This window comes from Komagataeibacter swingsii, from assembly GCF_003207895.1.
In the GTDB taxonomy this organism is placed as follows: domain Bacteria; phylum Pseudomonadota; class Alphaproteobacteria; order Acetobacterales; family Acetobacteraceae; genus Komagataeibacter; species Komagataeibacter swingsii.
The window spans coordinates 1-25,869 of sequence record NZ_NKUB01000023.1 but is presented as its reverse complement, the minus strand read 5'-3'; the positions used below and the strand labels follow the sequence as shown (position 1 = coordinate 25,869).

Annotated in this window: 22 protein-coding genes; 9 read left to right on the top strand and 13 right to left on the bottom strand. The window is 60.4% G+C overall.

Features of this window, described 5'->3' with window-relative positions; genetic code table 11:
- Positions 1-11 precede the first annotated feature (11 nt).
- Both CFR76_RS13620 and CFR76_RS13615 read left to right on the top strand, forming a co-directional pair.
- Positions 12-1,262: an SfnB family sulfur acquisition oxidoreductase gene (locus tag CFR76_RS13620; RefSeq protein WP_110557517.1), complete on the top strand. Its 1,251-nt coding sequence runs from the start codon at positions 12-14 to the stop codon at positions 1,260-1,262.
- A 396-nt stretch (positions 1,263-1,658) separates the two neighbouring features.
- The gene (locus CFR76_RS13615; RefSeq protein ID WP_408884373.1) at positions 1,659-3,974 is read left to right on the top strand and encodes a TonB-dependent receptor family protein; all 2,316 of its coding nucleotides are present in this window, start codon (positions 1,659-1,661) and stop codon (positions 3,972-3,974) included.
- A 104-nt stretch (positions 3,975-4,078) separates the two neighbouring features.
- On the opposite strand, the gene CFR76_RS18155 is transcribed toward CFR76_RS13615, so the two are convergent.
- A complete protein-coding gene (locus CFR76_RS18155) occupies positions 4,079-4,240 on the bottom strand; it encodes a hypothetical protein (protein ID WP_167402148.1) in 162 nt (53 codons plus the stop codon).
- Positions 4,241-5,025: 785 nt separating this feature from the next.
- Here CFR76_RS18155 and CFR76_RS13610 point away from each other — a divergent pair.
- The 3 genes from CFR76_RS13610 (at position 5,026) to CFR76_RS13600 (ending at position 8,043) form a co-directional block, all read left to right on the top strand.
- The gene (locus CFR76_RS13610; protein ID WP_110557516.1) at positions 5,026-5,826 is read left to right on the top strand and encodes a hypothetical protein; all 801 of its coding nucleotides are present in this window, start codon (positions 5,026-5,028) and stop codon (positions 5,824-5,826) included.
- 54 nt (positions 5,827-5,880) lie between these two features.
- Positions 5,881-6,546, top strand: a complete 666-nt coding sequence (locus CFR76_RS13605) for a hypothetical protein (RefSeq protein WP_110557515.1) — start codon at positions 5,881-5,883, stop codon at positions 6,544-6,546.
- A 255-nt stretch (positions 6,547-6,801) separates the two neighbouring features.
- Positions 6,802-8,043, top strand: a complete 1,242-nt coding sequence (locus tag CFR76_RS13600; RefSeq protein WP_244191951.1) for an MFS transporter — start codon at positions 6,802-6,804, stop codon at positions 8,041-8,043.
- A gap of 64 nt (positions 8,044-8,107) precedes the next feature.
- Here the strand turns inward: CFR76_RS13600 and CFR76_RS13595 are convergent, their stop codons facing one another.
- The 5 genes from CFR76_RS13595 to CFR76_RS13575 are packed head-to-tail and all read right to left on the bottom strand — an operon-like array spanning position 8,108 to position 14,184.
- Complete coding sequence (locus tag CFR76_RS13595; protein WP_110557513.1) at positions 8,108-8,704, bottom strand: LutC/YkgG family protein; 597 nt, start codon at positions 8,702-8,704, stop codon at positions 8,108-8,110.
- Positions 8,701-10,227 carry a lactate utilization protein B gene (locus CFR76_RS13590; RefSeq protein WP_110557512.1) on the bottom strand — a complete coding sequence of 509 codons (1,527 nt, stop codon included), beginning with the start codon at positions 10,225-10,227 and terminating at the stop codon, positions 8,701-8,703. Before CFR76_RS13590 ends, CFR76_RS13595 begins: the two co-directional genes overlap by 4 nt.
- Positions 10,224-10,967 (bottom strand): (Fe-S)-binding protein, encoded by a 744-nt coding sequence (locus tag CFR76_RS13585; protein ID WP_110557511.1) that lies wholly within the window; start codon positions 10,965-10,967, stop codon positions 10,224-10,226. The genes CFR76_RS13590 and CFR76_RS13585 overlap by 4 nt, the downstream gene beginning before the upstream one ends.
- Before the next feature lie 35 nt (positions 10,968-11,002).
- Positions 11,003-12,754, bottom strand: a complete 1,752-nt coding sequence (gene dld / locus CFR76_RS13580) for a D-lactate dehydrogenase (RefSeq protein ID WP_244191950.1) — start codon at positions 12,752-12,754, stop codon at positions 11,003-11,005.
- A 38-nt stretch (positions 12,755-12,792) separates the two neighbouring features.
- Entirely contained in the window at positions 12,793-14,184 is a 1,392-nt protein-coding gene (locus tag CFR76_RS13575) for a carbohydrate porin (RefSeq protein WP_306309196.1), read from the bottom strand.
- A gap of 674 nt (positions 14,185-14,858) precedes the next feature.
- Here CFR76_RS13575 and CFR76_RS13570 point away from each other — a divergent pair.
- Entirely contained in the window at positions 14,859-15,611 is a 753-nt protein-coding gene (locus tag CFR76_RS13570; protein WP_110557509.1) for a sulfotransferase family 2 domain-containing protein, read from the top strand.
- 99 nt (positions 15,612-15,710) lie between these two features.
- On the opposite strand, the gene CFR76_RS13565 is transcribed toward CFR76_RS13570, so the two are convergent.
- The gene (locus tag CFR76_RS13565) at positions 15,711-15,944 is read right to left on the bottom strand and encodes a hypothetical protein (RefSeq protein ID WP_110557508.1); all 234 of its coding nucleotides are present in this window, start codon (positions 15,942-15,944) and stop codon (positions 15,711-15,713) included.
- Between the two features lie 26 nt (positions 15,945-15,970).
- Here CFR76_RS13565 and CFR76_RS13560 point away from each other — a divergent pair, with 26 nt between their 5' ends.
- Complete coding sequence (locus CFR76_RS13560; RefSeq protein WP_244191949.1) at positions 15,971-16,606, top strand: hypothetical protein; 636 nt, start codon at positions 15,971-15,973, stop codon at positions 16,604-16,606.
- Between the two features lie 54 nt (positions 16,607-16,660).
- On the opposite strand, the gene CFR76_RS13555 is transcribed toward CFR76_RS13560, so the two are convergent.
- From CFR76_RS13555 to CFR76_RS13530, 6 genes are all read right to left on the bottom strand, one after another.
- Entirely contained in the window at positions 16,661-16,912 is a 252-nt protein-coding gene (locus CFR76_RS13555) for a hypothetical protein (protein WP_110557507.1), read from the bottom strand.
- Between the two features lie 118 nt (positions 16,913-17,030).
- The gene (gene cls / locus CFR76_RS13550; RefSeq protein ID WP_110557506.1) at positions 17,031-18,476 is read right to left on the bottom strand and encodes a cardiolipin synthase; all 1,446 of its coding nucleotides are present in this window, start codon (positions 18,474-18,476) and stop codon (positions 17,031-17,033) included.
- A 102-nt stretch (positions 18,477-18,578) separates the two neighbouring features.
- Positions 18,579-20,291, bottom strand: a complete 1,713-nt coding sequence (locus CFR76_RS13545; protein ID WP_110557505.1) for a SulP family inorganic anion transporter — start codon at positions 20,289-20,291, stop codon at positions 18,579-18,581.
- 265 nt (positions 20,292-20,556) lie between these two features.
- Positions 20,557-21,108: a hypothetical protein gene (locus CFR76_RS13540; protein WP_110557504.1), complete on the bottom strand. Its 552-nt coding sequence runs from the start codon at positions 21,106-21,108 to the stop codon at positions 20,557-20,559.
- 240 nt (positions 21,109-21,348) lie between these two features.
- The gene (locus tag CFR76_RS13535; protein ID WP_146222688.1) at positions 21,349-21,582 is read right to left on the bottom strand and encodes a hypothetical protein; all 234 of its coding nucleotides are present in this window, start codon (positions 21,580-21,582) and stop codon (positions 21,349-21,351) included.
- Between the two features lie 128 nt (positions 21,583-21,710).
- Complete coding sequence (locus CFR76_RS13530; protein WP_110557525.1) at positions 21,711-22,709, bottom strand: aldo/keto reductase; 999 nt, start codon at positions 22,707-22,709, stop codon at positions 21,711-21,713.
- A 532-nt stretch (positions 22,710-23,241) separates the two neighbouring features.
- Between CFR76_RS13530 and CFR76_RS13525 the strand changes: the two genes are divergently transcribed.
- Positions 23,242-24,453: a tyrosine-type recombinase/integrase gene (locus CFR76_RS13525; RefSeq protein WP_110557502.1), complete on the top strand. Its 1,212-nt coding sequence runs from the start codon at positions 23,242-23,244 to the stop codon at positions 24,451-24,453.
- A 367-nt stretch (positions 24,454-24,820) separates the two neighbouring features.
- Positions 24,821-25,759 (top strand): Lrp/AsnC family transcriptional regulator, encoded by a 939-nt coding sequence (locus CFR76_RS13520; RefSeq protein ID WP_208624005.1) that lies wholly within the window; start codon positions 24,821-24,823, stop codon positions 25,757-25,759.
- The last annotated feature ends 110 nt before the right edge of the window (positions 25,760-25,869 follow it).

Genomic DNA, 25,869 nt, shown 5'->3' with positions numbered 1-25,869 from the left:
CTGGACATATCATGACCCTTACGGAATTTGTCGGCACGGGCGAGACGGATGTCCCCCCGTTTCCCCTGCCACCCGCGGGCGTGCCCATCATCGCGGATGATGCGGAGGCATTGCGCATTGCGGCCGACGTTGCCGGGCAGATCGCCCCGGATGCGGCGCGACGCGACCGTGAAAACCGTTTTCCCGCGCGTGAGCTGGATATCTTTTCCAATTCGGGGCTGTGGGGCATGACCGTGCCACGCGCTTATGGCGGGGCCAATGTATCATACCGCACGGTGGGGCAGGTGATCCGGCTGATTGCAAAAGCGGATTCAGCGGTGGCGCAACTCAGCCAGAATCACTTTGCCACCATTGCCTGCCTTGCTTCTTGCGCCAGTCCGGAACAGGCACGTGACCTGTTTGCGCTGGTGTTGAAAGGATACAGGTTTGGCAATGCGTTTTCGGAACGCGGTATCCGGCATGTCGGGGCGTTGAAGACACGCCTCCAGGTAACAGGCGACACCGTGACCCTGAATGGCGTCAAGCATTACTGCACGGGCGCGCTGTCGGCGCATCTGGTGCAGATTGTGGCGCTTGATGATGACGGACACAGCCATCTTGCCATTGCGACGCGTGATGCGCCGGGCCTGCATGTCATCAATGACTGGTCGGCATTCGGCCAGAAAGGGACGGCAAGCGGCACCGTGCAACTGACGGACGTGCAGGTGCCGCGCGGCCGTGTCATCCCGGTCTGGAAAGCCTACAGGCCTGACGCGCCCTTTGCCGACAGCGCCATATCGCAGTTCATACAGGCGGCCATCGACGCGGGCCTGGCCGATGCGGCCATCGATACGACGATCGATCTGGTCCACACCCGTGCGCGCGCATGGATCGACAGCGGGCAGGAAAAGGCGTCGGACGACCCTTATACAATCCAGGCGATCGGGTCATTGAAAATACGCCTGAACGCGGGCCTTGCCCTGCTGGACAGGGCAGGCGACGCCATTGACCATGCCGTATCGGCCCCGACTGCGCAAAGCGTCGCCATCGCCCAGATCGAGACGGCGCAGGCCAAGGTCCTGACGACCGAAAGCGCCATCGAGGCGACAAACAGGCTGTTCGAACTGGTTGGCACATCTGCCACGGACCAGACGCTGAACCTTGATTACCTGTGGCGTAACGCGCGCACGCATACGCTGCATGATCCGGTACGCTGGAAATATGCGATTGTGGGGAATTATTACCTCAACCATGCTTTCCCGCCGTTACATGCATGGAGCTGAGGCATGGGGCGGGCGCCCATAAATAACAATTTAAAAGTGTATAATTATCCCGGCAAGACAGGGGACGCGGTCTGTCGGATATGCAACCTTCTACCGTCATGGGCAGCATATCCCTGTGCCGGCATGGGCATTTCGCCAGCCGACCATGGAATCATCCTGATGGGGCGTTTTTGTTTATGTAATTGATATAAAATGATATTATTTCGGATTTCTTGGGGTATCCGGGCTGGGGTCCGCATACATTCGTCTTTAATTAACTATATTATATGTGTATATGTTGTTTTAGTACAACTGTTACGTATTTTTCCTGTTTCACCTCTGTAACCCTGTATGAAAAATCCTTTTTGCCCGCTAACAAATTAATGCATTCCTTGCGGTCATACTGGAAAAACTACAATGTTAAGAAGTGAATTATCCCTGTCCCCAACCGCCCCACCCCATATCCATCCCCTGCAGTACAGGGGCCGAACCCCTGTGGTGGAGACACCAAACAGATTAACCTTTGTGCTTGCCGGCGGCCTGTTTGGTGTTCTGGTTGCCTCCCATCACGCCCTTGCCGCCGCATCCATCACGCCGGATGACATCGCCACGCACCGTATCCCCCACCCTACCCCCGCCCGGCATGCAACCGGCGGGCATGGGGTGGCCAGCCAGCATGATGGGCATGCGAACAGTAGCGGGCTGAATGCCAGCACGATCGAACATATCGCCGTGCATCATCACAGTGCGGCGACACACCAGGCGGAGGTGTACCTGAAAACCATTCCCGGTGGCACCAGCGTCATTGACGCGGCCACCGTGCTGAAGGGACGCAACGCCACCAACGCGGATGCATTCAAGTACCAGGCTGGTGTCTTTGCACAGGCGCCCTGCGGATCGGACGACCTGCGCATTTCCATCCGTGGTTCGGGCATCCAGACCGGGCTGAACGCCACGCGTGCGGGCATCATGTTTCTGTTTGATGACATTCCGCTGACCACGCCCATCGGCACGGTCAATGAACTGCAGGAACCACTGGGCATCCGTTATACCGAGATCATGCGCGGCGGGAATGGCATCGACTTCGGCTCCACCCAGTTGGGCGGCGCGATCAATTACGTCACGCAGACAGGCTATAATTCACAGCGTTACCAGGCCCGTGTCGAAGCGGGCAGCTTCGGGTACGTGAAGGAGCAACTGAGTTCGGGCACCGTCATCGGCAAGTCCGACTATTACCTCAGCGTGACCAATTCCTATCGCGGCGGCTACCAGGACAATACCAAGACCACTAATTTTGGCGTGAACTTCAATTACGGCTACAAATTCAGCGACAATGTCGATAACCGTTTCTTCTTCCGCTATCGCCAGACATGGGAAGGCAACCCCTATTACCTGACGCGCGACCAGATCCGTGACAATCCGCGCCAGATGCAGCCTGAATATGCGACATGGGGCACCAAGACCATTGAACCCGGCACCAAATATGCCGCCGACCGGCTCAGGATCCGCATTGATGACCAGTCCAGGCTGACTGTCGGCTTTGCCTACCTGAACGCGCCGATGGACCATGAACTGGGCAATACCTCGTCGCTGTACAACATCGACTACGCCACGGGCATGGTGAATTACACGCGTCAGGACAAGCTGCTGGGGCATGCCAGTGATACGGATATCGGCATCTATACCTCGCATGACCTTGACGCCACCATTGAAAACCGGGTGCGCCGCCAGGCGGCCTATCCCGGTTACGCGCTGGGCACGCTTGTCACCCGTTCGCACCTGGGGGGAAGTGATACGGTTTTCCATGTGCGCAACAATACCGAGATCTTCCACAACTTCTGGCTGACCGCGGCCGGTGCGTTAAGCTATACCCCGCGTTCGGGATCACAGACGTACCCGCAGACAAGCTCGTTCAGCCAGAATGCGCTGTATTTCGCGCCGCGCGCGGGATTCCGTTACGTCATTACCCCCAATATCGAAGTGTACGGCAATGTCAGCCGTAGCGTGCAAAGCCCGCAGGACTGGCAGTACCTTTCAGGCGCCAATTACACATCGGGCATCGCCACGGGCCTGACGAAGGACTGGGCCAGGCTGCGCCCCCAGACGGCCACGACGTTTGAAGTAGGCACAAGCGGCCATTTTGCCGGCACGGAATGGAGTGTCACCTACTATCACTCCGCCGTGCATAACGAACTGCTGGCGGTCGCGACGCCGAATTCCATCCTGTACAACAATTCCACTTACGGCAACGCATCGCCCACAACCCATCAGGGGGTTGAAACATCATTCCATTCCACATTGTACAAATGGCAGGGCAACATCATTTCCCTTCGCCAGGCCTATACGTTCCAGAGCTTCCGCTTCAATCATGATGCAACATGGGGGCACAATTACATCCCCGGTATCCCGCGCCATTTCTATCAGGGGGAACTGCACCTTGATATGAAGAACGGGTTCTATACCTCGGTCGATGTGGAGGTCTCGTCCTCGGTACTGGCGTCATATGACAACCAGTACAAGGCCGCGCCCTATCATATCTACAATTTCGATATCGGTTACCTGTGGCCCAACAAGCACCGGCAGGTTTTCCTGAGCCTGCACAACCTTGCCAACAAGCATTACGCAACGGGCGTGGTGCCGGTCTATTCCACCACCAACGGCCAGCAGCCTGCCGCCATGCTGTCGGGCGACGGCTTCGGCATTTTTGCAGGTGTGTCCATCGGGTTCAATTAATGACCGGGGATGCGGCAGGCCCCGGCAGGGAATGCCGCCTTGAGAAAGCGGCACCCCACGAAACCCGGCGATTTTTTATCAGCCGCCCATTCCAGAACGGGGCCTTACCGGAACAGAAAGACCACCAGCGCCCATAATGGCAGGCTGAACAGCAGACCGAACAGGATGCCCCGGATTGGCGTGTGGCGGTACCCCGCCGGTTCACTGGCGGGACGGCCATCATGGTGCTGGCCTGTCTGTGACAGGGCAATGCTCTCAAGTGACATGATCCAGAAAACCTTTTGCTGAAATATGACGTAACACAATTCAGATTGTGGCTGTAAAACGGTAATATTGCCTTAAAAAGAACATACTTCCCTGTCAATCGCCAAAATTGGCCGATTTATGCTTTCCTGCTGGAAAGGCGGACGGCGCAGGGCAAAAGGACGCATGTCCCTGCCCGTAGCCACCTGTTTCTGCTTTTCTTTTCATGAAATGGGACACAAAGCGCGCGGCCTGTCCCCATAATTATTTATACGCGGGTCGCGGATGTATCCAGCGGCCTGCCGCCTTCCTGCCTGCTTCCCTTATCCGCGTTGATCGGGATAGTGTTGTTTCTTTTGCTGCCTGCATCCCATGCGCGTATCTTTACGTCATTGCGAAACAGTCGGAAGTGGTTCACCTGAAGAAACATTGCGATGCCCTGTGTTTATTGAATTCGGACCGTTCCGGATGATGTATTGCGAAATAAGGCATTGTTAAAAACACAAACAATAAAAGTTTTCAGGTGCTGCCTTTTTTCAAAAAGGCGGCGTTCTTTCGAAGCTTTCGCAAAAAGCTTCACCAAAAACTTCTTTTAATTTTAAAGCGCTACCATGATCTGACTTTTCAAACAGTCTCTTAAAGGCGACATTCCGGGACGTTTTTTGAAAAAAGCTTCACCAAGACCATCTTTTTTGATTCATGGGTGGCTTCAGGCCACCTTTTACACCGCATCCATAAAAATACAGGTTTTATCAATCCGTTACGGGACGATATTTGACGCCCGTCCGGTCAGACACGGATTCATGCAATGACGCTGCGTAAACTTGGCTGCCATCTCGCCCGGATACAGCCGCGCCAGCCCCTGCTGTCGGGCATGCGGGTTTTCATGGCCCGCACGGCCCCGCAGCACCTGGGGCGTGAGCGGATTGATCCCGCGCCACGCATGCTGGGCAATGACGTGCTGGGCAATTGCACGGCGGCGGGAATCGGCAATCATATCCGCGCCACGGCAGCGCTGGGGGGTTACCAGATTGCGGTGGATACAGATGACGCGGTGCGTTTCTATGCCCGGTCAACCGGATATGTGCCGGGTAACCCAGTAACGGATCAGGGCGGGGTGGAAGTGGATGTCCTCGCCACCGCCCTGCGGGCCGGGTACGCCCTTGCTGACCAGACACTGTTCCCGTTATGGGGCAGTGTGGACACTGGCGACCTGAACGGCATCCGCAACATCACGGCGGGGCTGTCCACCGCCTATCTCGGCGTGCGGCTTGCCATGGCGGATATGTGGGAAGATGCCACAGGCAGCCTTGCCCCGGTATGGGACACCGTGACCCCCGCCAGCCATGGCGACCCGGCACCGGGCAGCGCGGGCGGCCACTGCCTGCTGTTATGGGATTATGACGGCACGGCGGATACCGACCCCATCACGCTGCTGACATGGGGCAGCCAGCAGAAGGCAACGTGGCGATGGCTGCGCAGCCGCCTGATGGAGGCCCACGGACTGGCGTGGCGGCAGTTGCTTCCGGGCGGGATGCTGGCCCCCACGGGGCAGGACTGGGATGCCCTTGTCGCAGCGAACGAGGCCTACCTGACTGGTCTGCCCTGACCTGACCCACCGCGCCCTGACGCCCATCCCCAACATCCCGATCACAGGACAATCATGAAACGCCTTATGTCCATGCTGGCGGCTGCCGCATGCCTGTCCGGCTGTACGCATGGCCGTGCCGTGCAGACCACGATCCCGGCCGCGATGGCGGGCATACAGTCCACACTGGCGCGGGCCGGTGCGGTATCCGTTGCCCATGCGGGCGACTGGACCACGCGGCAAGGCGCAGGGTTCGCCCGGATGGTCCGGGCCGCGCAATGCGCGCAACAGGCGGCCGACCCTGTCATAGGCACCATAACGGGCGATGTGACGCTTCAGCTTGCCGGCAGCTTCACCCGGGGCGGCACATTCAGCGTGGGTGCGCTGACGACCGCCCCGACCATTGGCCTTGATACCGATGCCAGCCGCACCAACAGCCAGCAGGTCAGCCTGCCGCTGGCCTATGCGCCACTATCCTCGCTGCCTGATGTCGAAATGGGGCGGCAGATGGGTTATGTGACGGCCCTGTTCGGACAGAATGATCGCGTGCGACAGGATGAGGCACGGCGCCTAATGGCGGATCGCGACACGCTGCGCCGGATCATCCGCACCCTGATCCATTCGTGGGACACGACATACTGTACGCCATCCCCGCCGGTGGCGCCTTTTGTCAGCCTGCGGCGGGGCAGCCGGCCGGGCCGCGGGGCCTGTGGAGATGGGAACACAGGCGGGAAACATTAAATAAGAGATATGTATCAACTGTGCATTCCTGCATGCATATCAGGTCCCTGCATAAAATATATTTCCGGATTACCTGCATTTCCCTGCGGTCAGGACCGTAGAAATCTGGTACAGCCGCCCTTTCCCACCCGGGCAGACAGACCGCCATGACCCGCGGTTGCGGATGGGAAAGGGCGCGTCCGTTACCCGATGCGTCCATCCCTTCTCCCGGCGTGGCGGCATGGGCCGCTACCGTAGACTTCAAGGACGCGTATCTTGCCTGTTGCGTTGCTGGCCCTTGCTATCGGGGCGTTTGGCCTTGGCACGACGGAAACCATTGTCATGGGGCTGCTGCCCCAGCTTTCGGCCGGGCTGCATGTCTCCATCGCGCAGGCGGGGCTGCTGGTGTCGGCCTATGCCATCGGGGTGACCATCGCATCGCCGCTGGTGGCGATCCTGACCAACAGCCTGTCCCGCCGCGCGACGCTGCTGCTGACCATGGCGATCTTCATCGCGGGCAATGCATGCAGCGCCCTGGCGCCGAATTACACCAGCCTTATGCTGGCGCGCGTGCTGACATCGTTCTCCCACGGGACATTCTATGGCGCGGCCTCCATCATGGCGGCACAGGTCGTGCCCCCCGCCAGGCGGGCGGAAGCCCTGTCGCTGGTCTATATCGGGCTGACGCTGGCCATGATCCTTGGCGTGCCCATGGGCACCGTCGTGGCGCAGATGACATCGTGGCGCATGGCGTTCTGGCTGATCTGTGGCGTGGGCGTGCTGGCCTGGACCACCATGTGGCTGTGGATCCCGCAGGACCGGGCCAGTGGTCCCGCCATCCCGCTGTCGGCGCAGTTCCGGGCCATGCTGCACCCGCTGGTCGTGACCATGATGCTGGTGTCCATGTGCACGTCATCAAGCATGTTTACCCTGTTTACCTACATCACCCCGTTCCTGCAGACCCGGTCCGGCTTCGGCACGCATGCGGTTGACGGCATCCTGCTCATGATCGGGGGCGGGCTGTGCCTGGGCAACCTGCTGGGCGGGAAGCTGGCGGACTGGAAGATGCTGCCATCATGCGCCGGGCTTATGGCCGCCGTGGGGGTGGTGCAGGTGCTGCTGGTGCCCGGCAGCCTGCATCCATGGGTGTGCCTTGTGCTGCTGTTCCTGTGGGGGGTGTTCATCTACGCGCCCATGGCCCCGCTGCAGACCTATGTTGTCGCCTGTGCCGGGTCCGCACCCAACATTGCCGCCGTCATGAACCAGAGTTCCTTCAATTTCGGCAACGCCGTCGGCGCGTGGGCGGGCAGCCATATCGTGGATACCCACTGGTCCTATGGCGGGCTGCCGGTCCTGTCCGCGTGTTTCGCCTTTATCGGCTTCGGGCTGGTGGGGCTTGCGGAATACTATGTCCGCCGGCAGGCGAAAAAGCCCCGTGAAGTCGTGCCGCACCCGCTGACCAGCGCCACCCACGCCGTGGTGGCGCGCCCGGAACACGACCTGCGCCCCCACGCATGACGGAAAGGACCATGGTGGAAACCGCCCGGCATGCCGATGCCCGGTTTCCCCATGTCCCGGCCGGTCAGCCGTTCGGGGCCGGGATGAAGAACAGGCGCAGCGAGCGCACGCCCTGCGCGCCATGCACCAGCACCCCTTCGATATCCGCCGTCGCGGACGGGCCGCTTTGCAGGACCGCGTAATGCATCGACCGCCATTCCGGGCGCTGGTAGGCGCGGTGCAGGTTGCTGACGATCCGGGCCGGGTCCAGCAGCACGATCAGGTGCTGCGGCAGATAGCCCAGCGTATTGACCTGCAGGTCCACCTCCGTCAGGCATACCGATCCCGTTTCCGCCACGCCGAAGGATGCGCGCACCACGCCGATGTCGATATCGGCCAGTGACGCCGGTGGCGTATCATCGGTCAGGACGCGGTTGCCCCTGATTTCAGGTACGCGCGAACAACTGACAGGCATGCCCGCCACCATTGCGCGCGCGACATCCAGCGGGTCATCCGGGCCACAATCGGGCAGCGTCCCCCCCATCTGCACGAATGCCGTGCGGAAGGCAGCCAGCAGGTCCGTACCCTGCGGCGGGTCAAAAAACGGCACCTGCGGCAATGGACGCTCCAGGGCGGGCTTATGCGCGCGCACGCGGGCCAGGATGTCTTCGCGGCTGCTCATGTCGGCTCTCCCTGTCCGGTGGGGCGGTTTTTCGCGTACCATTCATGGAATGTCTGGCGCGGAGGTGCGGGGACTTCACGGCCATGGCCCCATGTGTTCAGGCGGTTGTACACCATGAAGCGGGGCAGGTGCTTCAGCGCGCTGTCCGCCGTGGCAATGGCCGCGCGGTACAGCGCCGGGTGGGACAGCAGGTGTCCGGCCTCGCGCATCATCACCTTTTTCATCAGTGGCAGTTCATGCGTTTCCGCCAGAACCTTGCGCCAGCCCGCGATCTGTTCGTGGATGTTGATCCTGACGGGGCAGACATTGGTGCAACTGCCATTGAGCGTGGAGGAAAACGGCAGGCTGCTGTAGCGGTGGCGATTGAAGGTCGGGTCGATGATCAGCCCGATCGGCCCGGCATAGGTCGCGCCATAGCTCAGCCCCCCGCTGCGGCGGAACACCGGGCAGGTATTCATGCATGCGCCACAGCGGATGCATTTGAGCGATGTCCAGAACTGTTCCATGCCCAGCCGTTCGGACCGCCCGTTATCCACCAGCACGACATGCAGTTCACCCCCGCGCCGCGGGCCACGGAAATGAGATGTGTACTGGGTAATGGGCGACCCCAGCGCGCTGCGTGACAGCAGGCGCACGAAAACCGGCAGGTCCTCCAGCCGGGGAATGACCTTCTCGATCCCGATGGACGCAATCTGTAGTGACGGCGTATTGGCCGAAAGGTCGGCATTGCCTTCATTGGTGCACACCACGAACGTCCCGGTTTCGGCCACCACGAAATTGGCGCCCGTCAGCCCGGCCTGCGCATCCAGGATCAGCGGCCGCGTCTTTTCGCGCTGCTGTTCGGTCAGGTAATGCACGTCGTCATCATCGGGGTCTGTGCCCAGCGTGCGGGCGAATACCGCGGCCACGTCCGAACGCAGCTTGTGCACGGCGGGCACCACGACATGGCTGGGTGCTTCATCATCAAGCTGCTGGATGCGTTCGCCAAGATCGGTTTCCACAACCTCAATCCCGGATTCAGCCATGAAATCACGGAAGCCACATTCCTCCGTCAGCATCGACTTGCTTTTTATCAGCCGCTTGACGCTGTGGTCGCGCAGCAGGGACAGGATGATGGCGTTGTGTTCATCCGCGTCCTGCGCCCAGTGGACATGGATGCCGTTGGCGCGCGCATTGGCCTCGAACTGTTCAAGATAGTGGTCCAGATGGGTCAGGGCATGCTCCTTGATTTCGGATGCAAGCCTGCGCAGGTCTTCCCATTCCGCGATGCCGTGCATCTGCCGGTCGCGTTTCTGTCGCAGGTCCCACAGGCGCGCGTCATGCATGCGTTCATGTTCGGGGGCGGCAATGAAGCGTTCGGCGGCCTCGGCCTGGTCAATGGGGTGGTTGCCGTTTATCACCGCGCCACGTGGCTGGGCCTCACGCACATGCGAACGCAACGGAACCGACGCCCCTTCGGCATGGTCCAGCCTGTCGGGCCGGGGCGGGTTGCGGTTCAGGTCGCCACCCTGTGCGCCGCTCATGCCCGTGCCCCGTTCAGGATCTGGGCGATGTGGATGAATTTGAGCGGCATCTCCAGCCGCTGCGCGCAGCCCTGCTGGTGCATCATGCACGAACTGTCGGCCGAGACGACATACTCTGCCCCCGCGCTGCTGTGGTCACGCACCTTGTCATAGCCCATCTTTTCTGACACGCCCTTTTCAAAGACCGAGAACGTGCCCCCAAAGCCGCAGCATTCATCGGGGCGGCTGATATGCACGAACTCCAGCCCGCGCACTTTCGACAGCAGGTCGGCCGGTTTGGAAAAGGCCGGTTCGCGCAGTTCGCTCATGCTGGCATGGTTCAGCCCGCGCAGGGCGTTGCAGTTGTTGTGCAGGCTGACGCGATGCGGGAATTCCGCCCATGGAAAGGCATCGACCTTCAGGATGTCATGCAGGAATTCGACCAGTTCATAGGTCCGTGCGCGGACCTGCCGCACGTCGTCGGTCTGCTCCACCGCATCCATGTCGCAGCGCACGTGGTGCACGCAACTGCCCGAAGGGGCGACAATGTAGTCATAGCCGGTGAAGTTGCGGACAAACAGCTCTTCCGTCGCCGCCGATTCCGCATGGCAGCCGGTATTGGTCATGGGCTGGCCGCAACAGGTCTGGTCACGCGGGTATGCGACATCCAGCCCGAAGCGTTCAAGCAGTTCGAGTGTCGCAACGCCCACTTCGGGATGGAAGGCATCAATGTAACAGGGCACGAACAGGCCGATACGCATGGTGGGTACTCCAGTATCTGCGAATGGGAACGGGGTCAGGACACGCTCTGCGCCTGCCAGTTACGGCGCTTGGTGGTCTTGCCGATACCGGGGTTGAAGCAGTTGCACGGGTCAAGCGTGCGGTAATGCTGCTGCAAGGCCGGTGGAGCGGCGTACAGGTGCCCGTAATTGTGTTCCGCCGGGTAGCGCGCGCCCCGCCGGTCCAGCAAAGTGAGCATCTGCGCCTCGATCGGGGGGCAGGCATTGCCTTTGCGCACGATGTAGTCCTGGTGCATGACGTGGCACAGGAAATGCCCGTAATAGAGCTTGACGATCAGCTTGCGATCAATGTCGGAGGGCAGCGTTTCCGACCATTTGCGGTCATTGCGGCGCAGGGCCACATCCAGCGCCACGATATCCTCCACCGTGCGGTGATGCGTGCTGCGGTAGCGGATGGCGGCGCCGGCCGCGGCAAAACGGTGCAGGAAGGCCTTTGCCCCCTCGTCTGGCGTGCAGGCGAAATAACGCGTGCCGTTGCGTGCGCAGAAACCGTCCAGGAAGGTCCGGGCTTCCGATGCCAGGTGCCCGCTGACCTTGAGCATCAGGTGATGTTCGAAACGGTCGCGGAAATCGTACATGCGTTTTGGCAGGTGGCGGGGAAACAGACGGCTTGCGGCCTGCAGCAGCCGGTCGCTCATGTTGCCGGGCAGGAAAGGAATGCGTTCGGCCAGCCGGTCGAAGCGGTTCTTGAGCGCAAACAGCATGGGCAGGCGGCGCGTGCCGATGGCGCGGATGATGAGGAAGGTGTCCTTGCCGTATTCCTCGGCGATGTCGAAGGCGTCGCGGTGGATGTATTCGCCTGCGATCGGCAGTTCGGAAAACGATGTCAGGATATGGCGGCGGATGTCCTCCAGCTCATCGGGGTTGTTGGTCCCGATGTAGAAAACGGCGGGATTTTTTTCCGCCGGGAAGGTGTCCAGCCGCACGGCGAACAGCGCCATGCGCCCGGCACAGCCCGCCCCTTCGAACAGGCGGGCGGGATCGGCATTGTAGCGGGCGGGGGTGTCCGCATCGACATCGCGCACATGGGTTGCGTACTTGTCGTCATGGCCCTTTCCCGCATGCCAGTTGATGGCGTTTTCCGCGATCACGCCACGGTCCAGCCGGCCCAGTATCTCCTCGGGGTCGGCGCCCAGTTCGACGCCGAGGTGATTGACCAGGCGCAGCGTGCCGCTGTCATCCACCTGCGCGAAAACCGACATCTGCGTAAACGCCGGCCCGCGCTGCACCAGCGCGCCGCCGGAATTGTTGCTGACCCCGCCAAACACCGCCGCCCCGATGCATGATGACCCGATCACCGAATGCGGTTCGCGCCCCAGTGGCGCCAGCGTGCGCTCAAGCTGGTCCAGTGTGGCACCAGGCAGGCAGATGACCTGTTTTCCACCCCCGATGACAAATATCTTTTTCAGCCGCATGCCGCTTATGATGACAATGTCGCGGTCATAATCATTCCCGTCGGGGGTCGAGCCACCCGTGATGCCGGTATTGGCGGCCTGCATCAGCACGATCTTGTCCGCCCGGATGCAGGCCTGCACCACGCGCCACTGTTCCACCAGCGTGCCGGGATGCACCACCGCCAGCGCGTTGCCCAGCCCAAAGCGGAAACCGCGGCGGAAAGGCAGGGTCTGTGCCGGGTCCGTCAGGACATGGGCGTCACCCACGATCTGGCGTAACTGGCTGACAAAGGGGGTGTGCGCCGCATCCGGTGTGGATTTGCGTGAAAACAGCGATTTCAGGGTGGTGAACATGTTGACTCTCCTCCCGTTCCATGGGGAACGGGTGCTGGTTACAGGGTGCCGATGACTTTCAGCCCCACCACTTCGGCATTGGGAATGTGCGCGGTCTCACCGGGGCGCATCATGTACTGGAACTCCGGCTGGACCAGGATGCCGGGATAGACCGGCACGCCGTAATAGGCTTCCAGAACGGAGGCATGGGTCTGCGGGCCGTTGACGTGCGGCCCAAGCGCCATGCCCGCGTCCATGCGCAGTTCCTGGCCCAGCTCGGTGCGCGGACTCATGCGGTAGTAGGAATACATCAGCCCGAAGCGGTCATGCGGGCGGTGGGGAATGATGCCCAGCAGGGATGACCCGACATAGAATTCATCCGATATGACCGACACATCGGGCGTGTTGTGGATATAACCGGCCAGCGCGTAGCCGCCCGCCATCTGGTTGTGCCCGCCCTTGCGGTACAGCATCTGGTCGGCTTCCACATAGAAGGTGTCGCGCGCCTCGCCGTCGCGACGGCGTACGGTGCTGCCGGCGGGGATGTCGCCAAGGTTGTCGGCATAGCGGGTGGTGTCATGCGCAAAGCCAAGCACGTAATGGCCGGGCAGCTTGCGTGACCCGAAAAAGGGCTGCCAGGTGAATTCAACCGGTATCATAAGCCCGGTGGTTTTTTCGCCCGCCCAGGCCCAGCCACTGATGTCCTCGTTCAACGGGCTGACGCTGTAGGCGCCAACCTGCAGGATCGTGTCACGCGTCGGGCGCAGGCGCACCCGCCCGCCCCATGTCGCCTTGGGATAGACGCTGAAGCCCGCATCAAGCTTGATGGCCACGGGCGCCGAGCACGTCATCATGAAGCTGCACAGCAGCGGCGACGTGGCGAAGACATGGGTCAGCGCCATGCGGCCAAACGCCACGTCGATGGAATTATGCAGGAATGATTTCTGTGCGTACATATCCGTCAGGTGCGCGACCGAATGCCCGGACAGGCTGTACACCTCCATAAGGCTGATATTGTAATCGCCCACCCGGTCATGCGAGACCTCGCGCCCCACGCGTTCCATAAGCAGGGTATGGATCGTCCAGCCCCTCAACCCGAACAGGCGGCCCAGATCAAACTGGGTCTGCAATGTCAGTTCATGGACATAATCCATGCCGCGGGATATGCCGCCGCCCACATCGGCCATCGCCTCGCCCTTGTAGGTGAACGAGAATGTCACGCCCTGGCGCTGCAGGCGGGAGCGGAACGCCCCGATCTGGGGCAGGATATGGCCTGGCGCTTCGGATGTGGCGTAATACCCTGCCGACAGGTCACGGACGCGCAGCGCGTCCTCGCGATTGTTCAGCAGGATGGACAGGCCTTCCGTCCGGAAAATCGTGTTCAGCCGCGTCGAGACCGTGGCATGCGACGCCGTTGGCGTTTCATGCGGTTCGGCATGGGGTTGGGGCACCAGTAAATGCGGCTGTTCCTGTGCAGGTTGATCTGCAACAGGTTTGCGCGCCCATGATGGGTTACAATAAAAACAGGCCATTACCCATAGTAACGGTCCTAATTTTTTATATAAAAAATACAATCCATCAGGTGATGCGCGTCCTATTATTTTCAGGATGCGGAACATGAATTGATTTTTAAAATTGATTCCTTCGTGTCAGCAACACACGAAATGGGGATTGACGCCTTCGTGATCTAAAGAATTTCAAAAAGAGACTGATACGGATTATGCCATTGCCTTTTCAATAAATACTTATACCGAATTTATTTATATTTTGTTTTACCAGCCCTATCCCGCCAGAAACCATGCGCGCGCCCGGCAGGAACAGGCAGCAGGAATGGTGGGGATGGCTGTGCGGAATATGATTTCCGCCAGATGAATGTGAAATAAAATAATGAAATACCATTTAAAAAAGTCAGGCCGTCAAGATATCCTGAAAACCATAATGACGGTTCGGATGAATATTTTTTAAAAAACCTTCATGAAATACTGTGCAGGTTCCGTCATAACCCACGGACTCCACGAATTTGTTTCATTTTGTTTCTTTTATTTATACATCGTAATGTTGCAGGTGTGATAATATAGGATAGACCCTGCCGGATCGCATCAACCCTCGTGGAACGGACACGTCCATGCAAACGCTGCTGCAACCTATCCTGCGGGTCAGAATGTCCAGTGACGTGCATGAACGTCTGGCCACGCTCCGTATTCCCTATCCCCCCGGTCCCAAGCGCCTGAACCGCGCGGACATGGTGCGCGCGTGCGGGGTACTGTTCATCCATGTGCCCAAGAATGCCGGGACATCCGTGGCGCGCGCCCTGTACGGGATGGATATAGGCCACGAAACCATCCGGTATTTCCGGCGGCGCCTGTCCGACCTTACGGGGTTCCCTTCCTTTGCCATCCTGCGTGACCCGGTGCGGCGTTTCATGTCCGCCTATCGCTATGCCCGCGCGGGCGGTAGCGACACACGACATGTAGCGCAGGGATTTCGCCCGACCTATATGGCCTTCAGCGGGATTGACGACGCGCTGGACCATATCGCCCATGCCCGTTCACTGTACGACATGGACCATATTTTTCGCCCCCAGGCATGGTACCTGACCGATGAGCATGGGCAGGTCGCGGTGGATCGCCTGTTCATGCTTGATGACATGCCCCGCATACAGGATTTTGTCCGTACCTATACGTCTGCCCCCATCGGCCATGCCAATGCGGGTGGCAGCCAATGTGAAATGCCCGATGCGGACCAGATTGCGCGCATACGCCAGATCTATCGTCAGGATTATGACCTGATTGCCAGTGTCATGCACAATCACATGCCCCGTGCGACGGATACGGTCGCGCCATCCCTGCCGGGCCGGTCTGTTTTTGACCTCGCATAAAAAACCATTTTAAAATAAATCATTGATAAGTAAAATAAAAATATTCAGGTGCCGCCTTTCCCAAAAGGCGGCGCATGTTGAAGCTTGTTGAAGAAAGCATCACCGCAACACGCCCTCACGGCCAGCGCCCGAACCGGCACGACGCACCGGATTCACCAGCCGGACATGGGAAACCGAACCCGGACGGTGTACACGCAACCCATGCCACCAGATGCCGGGATGGCGGATGCCGGGCGCATTCAGATGAATGGAGGGCAGGAAAACGGGATTTCCTTCATGAATTTTTGTTTCGTATGTGCGAAAAATGATTGGTGGCGCCTGCGTCACATCCATGCCCGATACCGGAGTAACAGACCCGCATGACCGTCGAGACCCGTCGCAGCAGCCGCCTTTTCCATGCCTTCCTGTCGCGTGTTGGTGGCGTGTGTATCGTTCTGTTGCCTGTTGGGGGTCTTGCGGGGTGTGGTTATACGGATTCTCGTACCGCGCATCGCGCGCAGCTTGCCATGATCGGCATGAACAGCACGGATGTGCAGTCATGCGTGGGGATTCCCGACAAGATCAAGAAAATAGACGATCATGTGCAGATATTTGAATATTCGCGCACGCTGAACATCCCGTCCACAAACGATTCAACGTTTTTCCCGCTACAGACACTGGTCAACCTGACGGAAACAACCGTAGGCGGCGCGGGCAAGACCTGTATCGCGGATATCCGTATCCAGGATGACAGGGTGGTGGACCTGCATTACAGCGGCGATGATGATGAAATCATCGGGTCCGATGGGGTCTGTTCGATTGTGACACGTGGGTGCGTGCGTAAACCGGTTGTGTCAATGCGGCATGTAAGGCGTGGCCCGCTGGGACCGATTTCCGCATTCTCCTCCCCCAGGACACCGCCAGTGCCTACAGAAGAAACCACGCCAACGCCCCCTGCCACCGCGACAGCTACACCGGCGCCGGCTTCCGCGACGACAGCCAGGATCAATAAATGACCCGTTCCTGACCCGCCCCATGGATAGGCAGCGGGCCAGATCGGACAGGGCGGATTATTCCGCGGATTTGCGACCGAACGCGTAGCTGACCACGGACGCTGCCGCCAGGATCAGGAACCCGAATACCTTGCAGTAGGTCGGGATCGTCTTTTCATGCAGGCGGACTTCCCCCTTCAGGCCAGCCAGATGATCCGCGATCTGCTTGTGCAGTTCGGATTTGTGCTGGTGCAGGGACTTTTCAAAATGCTTCGTGATTTCCTGAATGTCTTCAGGACTGAGCTTGCGAAGGTTTTCAGCGGCACTCATGATCCGGTTTCTCCTGTTACCATTCAATGCAGGTTGCCCGTGCGACTGATCGGGCGTTTGTTCTGGATGTCGGTTCTGGCATGGCTGTTTTCAAGGGTCGATATTATATCACGCCTATTCACAAAACGGGGCCAACCATCGCCAGCACGTTGTTCCACAGGACGCGGTATTTAGGCCAGTCCATGACCATCTCCAGCGTGATGGGGGTGGCGGCAGTGGTATAGGTCTGCTGGCGGGCATGGATGTCAGCCGTGAACGCGGGGTCCACGAACAGGATATTGTTTTCGAAATTGAGGTCAAAGCTGCGCCGGTCCAGGTTGGCGGACCCGATCATGGTCATTTTCCCGTCCACTGTCAGCGCCTTGGTATGCAGCAGGCCGTGCGGGTATTCATACAGCTTGACCCCTGCTTCCAGCAGTTCACGGTAATAGCTGCGGCTGGCGCCGGCGACGATCCATGAATCATTGCGGGTCGGGACCGTAAGCGTCGTGTTCACGCCACGCCGCGCGGCCGCGCACAGGGCGGCCTGTATGGGTTCGTCCGGGACATAATAGGGGGTTGTAACCGTCAGGTCGCGTGCCGCCGCGTTCATCAGGGATACGAACACTTCCGGCATCGCGGCATAACGCACGGCGGCACTGGTCCCGATGACCTGGGCCACGAAGCCGTCCCCTGCCGGCATGGGCGCCGTGGCCAGCAGTTCGGTCAGGTCTTCGTCGGTGTGGCCGAACCAGTCGGTTGCGAACAGGTGCTGGTTCTGCAGTACCACCGGGCCTTCAAACCGTGTAACCAGGTCAACCCATGGGGCAAAGCGCGGCTTGACCCGGAATGCCGCGTCGGCGCAGTTCTGGCTGCCGCAATAGGTTACGCGGTTGTCAATGACGACAATCTTGCGGTGGTTGCGCATGTCGAACCGCCCGCGAAAGGGGCGTTGCAGCAGGTTGCCGATGGGTAGCGCCCGCACAAGCCGCACGCCTGCGGCCTGCATGTCCCGCCAGTGACGGCTGTGGATCAGGCGGCGCGATCCCAGGTCGTCGGCCATGACGCGGCAGATCACACCGCGCCCTGCCGCGCGTTTCAGGGCTTCGACCACTTTCATGCCGTTATTGTCGGACAGCCAGATATAGAAGCTGATATGCACATGCGCGCGCGCGGCATCGATGTCATGCACCATGGCGGCGATGGCGGCATCGGAATCCGGCATGAGGGTTGCGGTATTGCCCCCCATGGGCGGATAGCCGCTGATGGACTGCCCGACGCGAAACAGCGGGGCAAGGCGCGGGTGCAGCCCGAAATCACGTTCGGCGTCGATCAGCGCGTTGCTGGTCTTGCCGGGAACGGGCAGCCGCCTGATGGCCATGCGGATACGCTGGAGAATCCGTTCGTTCAGGTGGGTTTCGCCCAGCAGCAGGTAGGCAATCATGCCAAGGATGGGCAGGGACCCGATAATGGCCACCCATGCCACGCGTGATGCGGGCTGGCGGTGTGGCCTGAGCAGAACGCGGATGATGAACAGGATCTGGAAACTGATGGTGGTTGCCGCACTGATCCAGCCCCATTGCATGCCCTGTTCCCATCCTGTCCGGAAATGATGTGTGCGGCAGTATCGTATCGCCTTGGCAGGGCATGGACAACCGATGGCGGCCATGACCGGCGGAGGCGTGTGTCACGGGTGGGGCGTGTCGCTGCCTGCCATCGCCTGCTGCGCCGCCGCGATGGCGGTATGAAGCTGCGCATGGATATTGGCCGCCCCGACGACCGGGGTGATGCGGTGGCGGTCCATGTCGGCCCGCAGGTAGGGGGTGACGCGGCCAAATATCACGGTGACATGCCGCCCCCGCAGGGCCGTGAACAGGTCGCGCAGGTCGCTTGCGGCGGAAAAGTCGATATCCGTAATCGCGCTGGCGTCGATCACAAGGCACCGGACGGGGGTGGGCGCATTGTCAACCAGCACCCGCACGTCATGCGCGAACCGCGTGGCGTTGGCATAGAACAGGTCGGCACAGAAGCGGTAGACAATCAGCCCCGGCGCGGTCTGCTGCCCGGGCCTTACGTCATAGGGTTCCAGCAGCCCGGACTGCCCGTCGCGGCGCAGGATCATCGTATGGGGTTCGTAGCTGTGCCGCACATGGCGGAACAGCGACAGCGCGATGGCAAGGAAGATGCCCTGTTCCACCCCGATGCCGACAACGGCGGCGGCGGTGACCAGCGCCAGCCCGAACTCGCCGGGGCTTTCACGCCGGATGGCGGCCATCGCCCGCAGGTCGATCATGCCCAGTGCTACGGTAAAGACGATGGACGCCAGCACGCAGCGCGGCAGGTACTGCAGTGGCGCGGTCAGGAACACCAGCACCAGCATCGTGACGATGGCGAATGTCAGTTGCGCAAGCTGGCTGCGCCCGCCCGCACGCACGGCCATCGCGGTCTGGGTCGGGCTGCCATTGACGGTGAATGTCCCGCTCAGCCCCGCCGCCGCGTTGGCGGCGCACAGGCCCAGTATATCCGCGTTGTCATCCACCGGGTCATGGAAGCGCTGGGCAAAGGCGCGTGATGTCGCGGCACTCTGCGCAATGATGACAAAAACGCATGATGTCGTGGACGGCAGCAGCGCCAGCATGTCATTCCATGACACATCGGGGATGGACAGGCGTGGCAGCCCCCCCGCGATCGGGCCGATGGTCTCGATCCCGAACCGCGACAGGCCGCAGGTCATGCTGGCCACGATCGTGCCCACCACGGTCACCAGCGCCAGTGGCGCGCGCGGCGTCAGCCGGTCCCCTGCCATGATGATGGCCACGATGCAGCCAGACAGCAGCAGGGTCGGGACATTGACGTACGCAAGCTGCGACAGTGTCTGGAACAGCTGCAGCACCGGGTTATGCGCCGTGGTCGTGATGCCCAGCATGTCGCGCGTCATGGCCAGCGCCACCTGCAACCCCACCCCGGCAAGGAAACCCACCAGAACGGTGCGGGAGAGGAAATCCGCCAGGAACCCCAGGCGGAACAGGCGCGCCACAAGCAGGAAGCCCGCGCTGAGCAGGGCAACCATGCTGACCAGCGCCATGTAATGCGCGCTGCCCGGTGTCGCCATGCGGCCCACCGCGCTGGAAAAAATGGCGGCGGTAGCTGAATCGGCTGCGACAACCAGATGTTTCGAAGCCCCGAAACACGCGAACGCCACCAGTGGCAGCAGCACCGTGTACAGCCCCGTTACCGCCGGCATGGCGGCAATGCGCGTGTAGCCCAGAACCTGCGGAATGTTCATGGAGGCCAGCGACAGGCCAGCCATGATATCATGCAGCCGGGCGCGCAGCCCATTGCGGGCGGGTACGTCGTCCGCCATCGCCCCAGAGTCCGATCCGCCTGTTCCGGTCTGCATGACCAACACCGTCCATTATCCACATGACCGGACTGGCAACGCACCAGCCTTTACAATGGCATGTGACCAGTCGTGCCGGTCATATCCGCAAAGATCGCATGACTGGCAAGAGCCGCACCCCGGCATCTGCCATGCTGGTACGCCCGTATTGCTGATAAAAGATGACAAACGTTCTTGAATGCCGCCTTTTTTCAAAAAGGCGACGTTCCGTGAAGCTTTTGATTGTCTGCCGGGTGTCCTGTCGGCGGGATTCCGGAACAGCCTGTTATTGCAGGTGTTCGCTTTCGCCATCCATGTCATGCACCAGCGCCTGCGCCAGTGCCTGATGGGACTGGATCAGCCTGACATTATCCTTATCAAGCTTCGGTGTGTCCTGTGTCTTCTGCGGGGGCGCCTGGACCATGGCGTTTGTCATTTCGAACGTGGTCAGGCTCATGACAAAATCTTCCGCCGACATGCCATGCTGCTGCAGGATCGCCTGGAGCTGCGGCATGGCCTGCGTGCGCCGGATGGTGGTGGCCAGTGTCATGTTGGTGGTCTGGGTGGGCGGCACGATGTTGGCCCGCCTGATCTGCCGGATCAGGGGCAGCATGCGGGCGAAGAAATCCGTGGGCAGCTTGTACTGCGCCACCTTGCGTATGTCCTGCTGGATCGCCTCATGCACCGCGCGCTGGATTTCCGCGCGCTGTTCCGCCGTGGGGCCATGGTGTTCTTCCGCCTGCTGCGCATGGGCCGGACGCAGGATGCAGGGCAGGTGGAAGAAACCAAGCGCGCAGGCGCTGGCCACAAGCATGCCCCGCAGGGGAAAGGATGTCATCGGTCACTCCATTTGGCCCCATCCGGGTCGGGAATCGCTGCGATCAGCATGGCTGACGTTCTGTTCATGCCGATTTTGCGGGACATACCCGTTCAGTCAATATGAATGCAGACGCGATGAACGGGCTATGTCGTGGGATCAGGCGGCGATCCTATGGCGCCAGGCCGATCCGGGCACGTCGTGCGGGAACCCGGTCGCCCATATGCGCAATTCCTTCCCATGCGGGATGGCCTGCCATGGTCAGGTGTTTTCCATACTGTCGCAACCATCCCACACGCGGGCCTGTTCCATGCCCCATCGCCGGGCCGTGGCGGGTGCGATGGTTTTGTCCGGCATGAATGTGAAGGTGATGCGGCCGGGATGATTTACCGCATGTTCCCATGCGGTAATGCGCCCGCGGCACCAAGATTCCGCCCGCTGGTTTTCGTGCAGGTGGATTTCGGCCCCGATGACCTGCGGCAGTATTTTCCGCATTTTGCCCCATGCGCCGCTTTTGTATGTACCATCCGGTTGCGCAGCCAGAAGCCCGTCCTGGGCATTTTCATGGGCAATGAAATGGAGGCGGAGCAGCCTGCCTTTGGTCATCAGGGGGCGAAACGCTGTCAGCGACCCGGGGGCGCCATGAATTCCGGCCCGACCGGGTCCTTGATGCAGGATTTAAGGATCGTATCGATCTCGCGCAGGTCATCCGCATTCAGGTGCCAGCCGATGGCATCGGCAACCGCTGCGATCTGGTCCGGGCGGCGCGCGCCCCACAGGGCAATGGTCGGCCCCTGGTCCAGTACCCAGCGGATGGCCAGCGCCAGAAGCGACTTGCCATGCTTCTCACGCGCGAAATCCTGCAACTGGCGCACGGCTTCCAGATACTGGGCAAAGCGGGGCGGCTGGAACTTGGGGTCCGCGCTGCGCAGATCGTCAGGGCCGAATTTCGTCTGCGCCGTCATCTTGCCCGACAGCAGGCCACGGCACAGCGGGCCATAGGCAAGGATGGTCAGGTCATGCTGGCGTGCATAGGGCAGGATGTCATGTTCCATCCCGCGCTCGAACAGGTTGTAAGGCGGCTGCACCGCAGCCAGCGGCGCGACCGCGCGAAAGGCGTCCATCTCGGCGATGGTGAAGTTGCTGACCCCAAGCGCCAGCACCTTGCCTTCCTTGACCAGATCTTCCAGCGTGCGGGCGGTTTCATCCATCGGCACGGCGGAATCTGGCCAGTGGACCTGATACAGGTCGATGTAATCGGTACGCAGGCGGCGTAGCGAATCCTCGATTTCCTTGCGGATGCGGGCCGGCGAGGTATTGCGGAACGGCTTGTGGTCGTCCTTCCAGTCCAGTCCGACCTTGGTTGCGATCGCCACCCTGTCCCGCCGCCCGGCAAGGGCCTGCCCCACGATTTCCTCCGAATGGCCAAAGCCATAGACGGGTGCCGTATCGACCAGCGTTATGCCCAGCTCAATGGCTTCGTGGATGGTGGCAATGGCGTTTCGGTCATCCGGACCACCCCACATCCATCCACCAATGGCCCATGTGCCAAGCGCAATGCGCGAGACGGGATGTTTAAGCCCGCGGATTGTGGTGGTTTCCGTAACAGATGCCTGCGTCATGAATACGCTCCGTGTTCGTGAACCGATCATGACGGCCATAACCGCCATGTATGCAACCGTGCCATAAGGGGGGATGATATGTTACCCGTCACCACAGGGCACAGTTATGCCCCATCATTCCCAATCTTCCCTCACATGCAAGTGCGTGGCATGGCTGGAAGCCTGTTTTGAAATAATTTATTGATAATAAACAGTAAAAATTTTAATGCGCCGCCTTTCCCCAAAAAAGGCGACGGTTCCTGAAGCTTTCCTGATGATGGCCTGAAGCGGTTCAGGACCGGGAAAAAGCAGATGGCCCGTGCGCCGCCCCGGGCAAATTGGCAAACAGGATTGATAGATCGCGGTCTACCGAAATTTTTCAGGGGGATCATGGCGGACTCGAAATCCGCCTAACCCACGTCCCAGAGTGTTTCAGGGCGTGCCCAAAACATGAGGTTTCCTAAGTATTTGCTGGCGTGAGTGTCCCAGAGCGTCCCAGAATGACCCACACAATCCCCGATTCTAAGGGGGGTAATAAGAGGGGTAAGCTGGATTGAGCAGACTCGGACCCAATCAACTGACGGCTCTACAGGTGTCACGTCACAGGGATGGCAGCATATGCGACGGTGGTGGCCTGTGGTTGGTGGCCTCTGGGGGATCGCGCCTGTGGGAGATGCGCTATACGTCGCCAGCAACCGGCAAGCGCAGGCAGATGAGCCTTGGCAGCTATCCCGGTCTTTCGTTGGCCGGTGCGCGTGACAGGGCTGTGGATCTCCGCCGCATGATTAAGGAAGGCACTGACCCCCTGGTGGAGCGGGCAAAGGAAAAAGCCGCCCGGAAGATGGAGCAGGGCGGCACTTTTGCGGAGGTGGCGCAGGCATACATCACGGAGCAGGCACCGGCATGGAAGGATCGCAAGGCCGCTGCCACATGGACCGGATCGCTTGCCAACCATGTTTTCCCTGTCTTTGGGGACAAGCCTATCAAAGACGTTGATACCGATGATGTGTTGTCTGCCCTCCGCCCTATCTGGACAGACAGGACAGAGACAGCCGGGCGGCTGAGGGGCCGCATGGAGCGCATACTTGATTATGCGCGTGTCATGGGCTGGCGAGAGGGTGAGAATCCGGCCCGATGGCGTGGGCACCTGTCTGCACTGCTTCCTGCCCCGTCCAAGGTGGCAAAGGTCCAGCATCACAAGGCTATCCCGTGGACGGACATTGCATCGGTCATGGCGGCTCTGAGCATGTCCGGCGGCCTGGCGGCCAAAGCTGTTCGCTTTGCTTGTCTGACAGCGGCGCGGTCTGGTGAGGTCCGGTCCTGCCTGTGGTCTGAAATTGATATGACCACCCGTGTGTGGACGATACCGGCGGAGAGGATGAAGGCAGGGCGGTTGCACCGTGTCCCTCTGTCCATGCCTGCCACGGATATTCTGGACGGCCTGTGCCAGCCGACAAATGGGACTGGCTTTGTCTTTCCCGGATACAGGCCATCACGCCCCCTGACTGACGTGGCGCTGTCCAAGGCTTTGCATCTTGCAGCCGGGACCAAGGACGTGACCGTGCATGGCCTGCGGTCCACGTTCCGGGACTGGGCTGCGGAAGCAACCGATTATCCGAATGAGGTTGTGGAGATGGCGCTTGCCCATGCAGTCGGCAACAAGGTGGAGGCGGCTTACCGGCGGGGCGACCTGTTTGAGAAGCGTCGTGCCCTGATGGATGAATGGGCTGCTTATTGCTGCGGGTTACACAGGAACCGGCCATGACAGGGTGGATTACACCTGCGCTGTCCGTTCGGTGTCTATGTTTTTGGATGTAACTGATGTAACCGTGTAACCACGTCAATAATCGTCAGAAAACAGCCATTATAATGCGTGTGATTTGGTTACATCTGGTGGGAATGGAGGTGTAATCCGTGTAACTGACAGCGGATTGGGATGCTGATAACAGCGTGCTTGAGCGGTGGCCCTCCTGTTTTTACAGGGCGGGTACAGAGGCCCCCCACCCCTTAACACGTCCGGTCGATGTGTTATCAAAACCCAACGCCTTTAACATGTCCCCCGGCGTCCTGTTCAACTTGTACACCCTCCGCCCATCCTGTAATGTTCAATTTGAACAGGGCGAGGGCAGGCAATGGCGCAATCCGGTATCAATCTTGAGCGTCTGGCGAAGGTCTGGGCACTGGCGGAGGGCGGTAAAGAAGGCGAGACAGACGCCGCCCGGACCCGCGCCGCCGCAATGATCGAGCCGTATGGCTATGTGCTGGATGACATTCCGGGCCTGCTGGCGGATGGCGGGTTCGGTGATGACCTGCCCCAGCCGGGACCGGGGGGTCTCAGGTTCTATGACATGGGCAACCCAGCTCATATGCGGGCTTACCAGCGGGAGCATGATGCCAAGCGGCGGCGCTGGATGCGCGACAACGCAGACCGGATTGCGGAGGTGATTGCCCGCTATGGGTCAGAGGAAGCCGTGTTCGCACCCACGGCGGAAGAAAAGGCGCTGGATGCTGCCATTGAGCCATTCCGCGAGGTCCACCCAGGCGACCAGGCCGATACGTTTGACGGTTCGCATTTCAGCCCTTCCGAGCGTGTGGTGGCGGCGATGGGGCAATCTATCCCGTGGCCCGACACCATCCCGGCGGCTCTGGCTGAATATGAGGCGTGGGACAGGCTATGTGATGACCGCAACGTGGCGGACGGGAACAACCAATATGATTACCTGAGCAACGGTGCTGACAAACGGCGGTGGCACCTGTGCGACATGGTGGAGAAGCTCATCCCGGCCCATGACCTGTCCGACGTGATTGTGCGCCTGCGCTTCCAGTTGGACGGACAGGGGAGCCGCGATAGCCCCCAGGCCGTTCTTGATGACCTTGAGCGGCTACAGGCGGCGGGCTTTGGAGCATCGGAAACACGGGAGTCTCCCGGTTTATCACCCGCTGCCGATATTCCCGGCAATGAGAGCGATAAGGTGGGAAATCCCCATGTTCGTGCCGGTCCAAATCTGGACGCACCCCCTCCGTCCAGATTGAATACGGCAGGACAGCGCCGGGCGGAGGTGAAGCGGTAATCATCCGGCGAGAGACGCGGGCGTATTCAGGCGGCGATGGTATTGTGGACCTGCTGGTGGGCTTTCCAGTGCCAGGGCAGGAGTTCATGGAGGCGTGGATTGGGAATGTC

Coding starts and splice junctions, on each gene's coding strand:
- CFR76_RS13620 (WP_110557517.1), top strand. CDS start 12: ATGACCCTTACGGAATTTGTCGGCACGGGCGAGACGGATGTCCCCCCG.
- CFR76_RS13615 (WP_408884373.1), top strand. CDS start 1,659: ATGTTAAGAAGTGAATTATCCCTGTCCCCAACCGCCCCACCCCATATC.
- CFR76_RS18155 (WP_167402148.1), bottom strand. CDS start 4,240: ATGTCACTTGAGAGCATTGCCCTGTCACAGACAGGCCAGCACCATGAT.
- CFR76_RS13610 (WP_110557516.1), top strand. CDS start 5,026: ATGACGCTGCGTAAACTTGGCTGCCATCTCGCCCGGATACAGCCGCGC.
- CFR76_RS13605 (WP_110557515.1), top strand. CDS start 5,881: ATGAAACGCCTTATGTCCATGCTGGCGGCTGCCGCATGCCTGTCCGGC.
- CFR76_RS13595 (WP_110557513.1), bottom strand. CDS start 8,704: ATGAGCAGCCGCGAAGACATCCTGGCCCGCGTGCGCGCGCATAAGCCC.
- CFR76_RS13590 (WP_110557512.1), bottom strand. CDS start 10,227: ATGAGCGGCGCACAGGGTGGCGACCTGAACCGCAACCCGCCCCGGCCC.
- CFR76_RS13585 (WP_110557511.1), bottom strand. CDS start 10,967: ATGCGTATCGGCCTGTTCGTGCCCTGTTACATTGATGCCTTCCATCCC.
- dld (WP_244191950.1), bottom strand. CDS start 12,754: ATGTTCACCACCCTGAAATCGCTGTTTTCACGCAAATCCACACCGGAT.
- CFR76_RS13570 (WP_110557509.1), top strand. CDS start 14,859: ATGCAAACGCTGCTGCAACCTATCCTGCGGGTCAGAATGTCCAGTGAC.
- CFR76_RS13565 (WP_110557508.1), bottom strand. CDS start 15,944: ATGGATGTGACGCAGGCGCCACCAATCATTTTTCGCACATACGAAACA.
- CFR76_RS13560 (WP_244191949.1), top strand. CDS start 15,971: ATGACCGTCGAGACCCGTCGCAGCAGCCGCCTTTTCCATGCCTTCCTG.
- CFR76_RS13555 (WP_110557507.1), bottom strand. CDS start 16,912: ATGAGTGCCGCTGAAAACCTTCGCAAGCTCAGTCCTGAAGACATTCAG.
- cls (WP_110557506.1), bottom strand. CDS start 18,476: ATGCAATGGGGCTGGATCAGTGCGGCAACCACCATCAGTTTCCAGATC.
- CFR76_RS13545 (WP_110557505.1), bottom strand. CDS start 20,291: ATGCAGACCGGAACAGGCGGATCGGACTCTGGGGCGATGGCGGACGAC.
- CFR76_RS13540 (WP_110557504.1), bottom strand. CDS start 21,108: ATGACATCCTTTCCCCTGCGGGGCATGCTTGTGGCCAGCGCCTGCGCG.
- CFR76_RS13535 (WP_146222688.1), bottom strand. CDS start 21,582: ATGCGGAAAATACTGCCGCAGGTCATCGGGGCCGAAATCCACCTGCAC.
- CFR76_RS13530 (WP_110557525.1), bottom strand. CDS start 22,709: ATGACGCAGGCATCTGTTACGGAAACCACCACAATCCGCGGGCTTAAA.
- CFR76_RS13520 (WP_208624005.1), top strand. CDS start 24,821: ATGGCGCAATCCGGTATCAATCTTGAGCGTCTGGCGAAGGTCTGGGCA.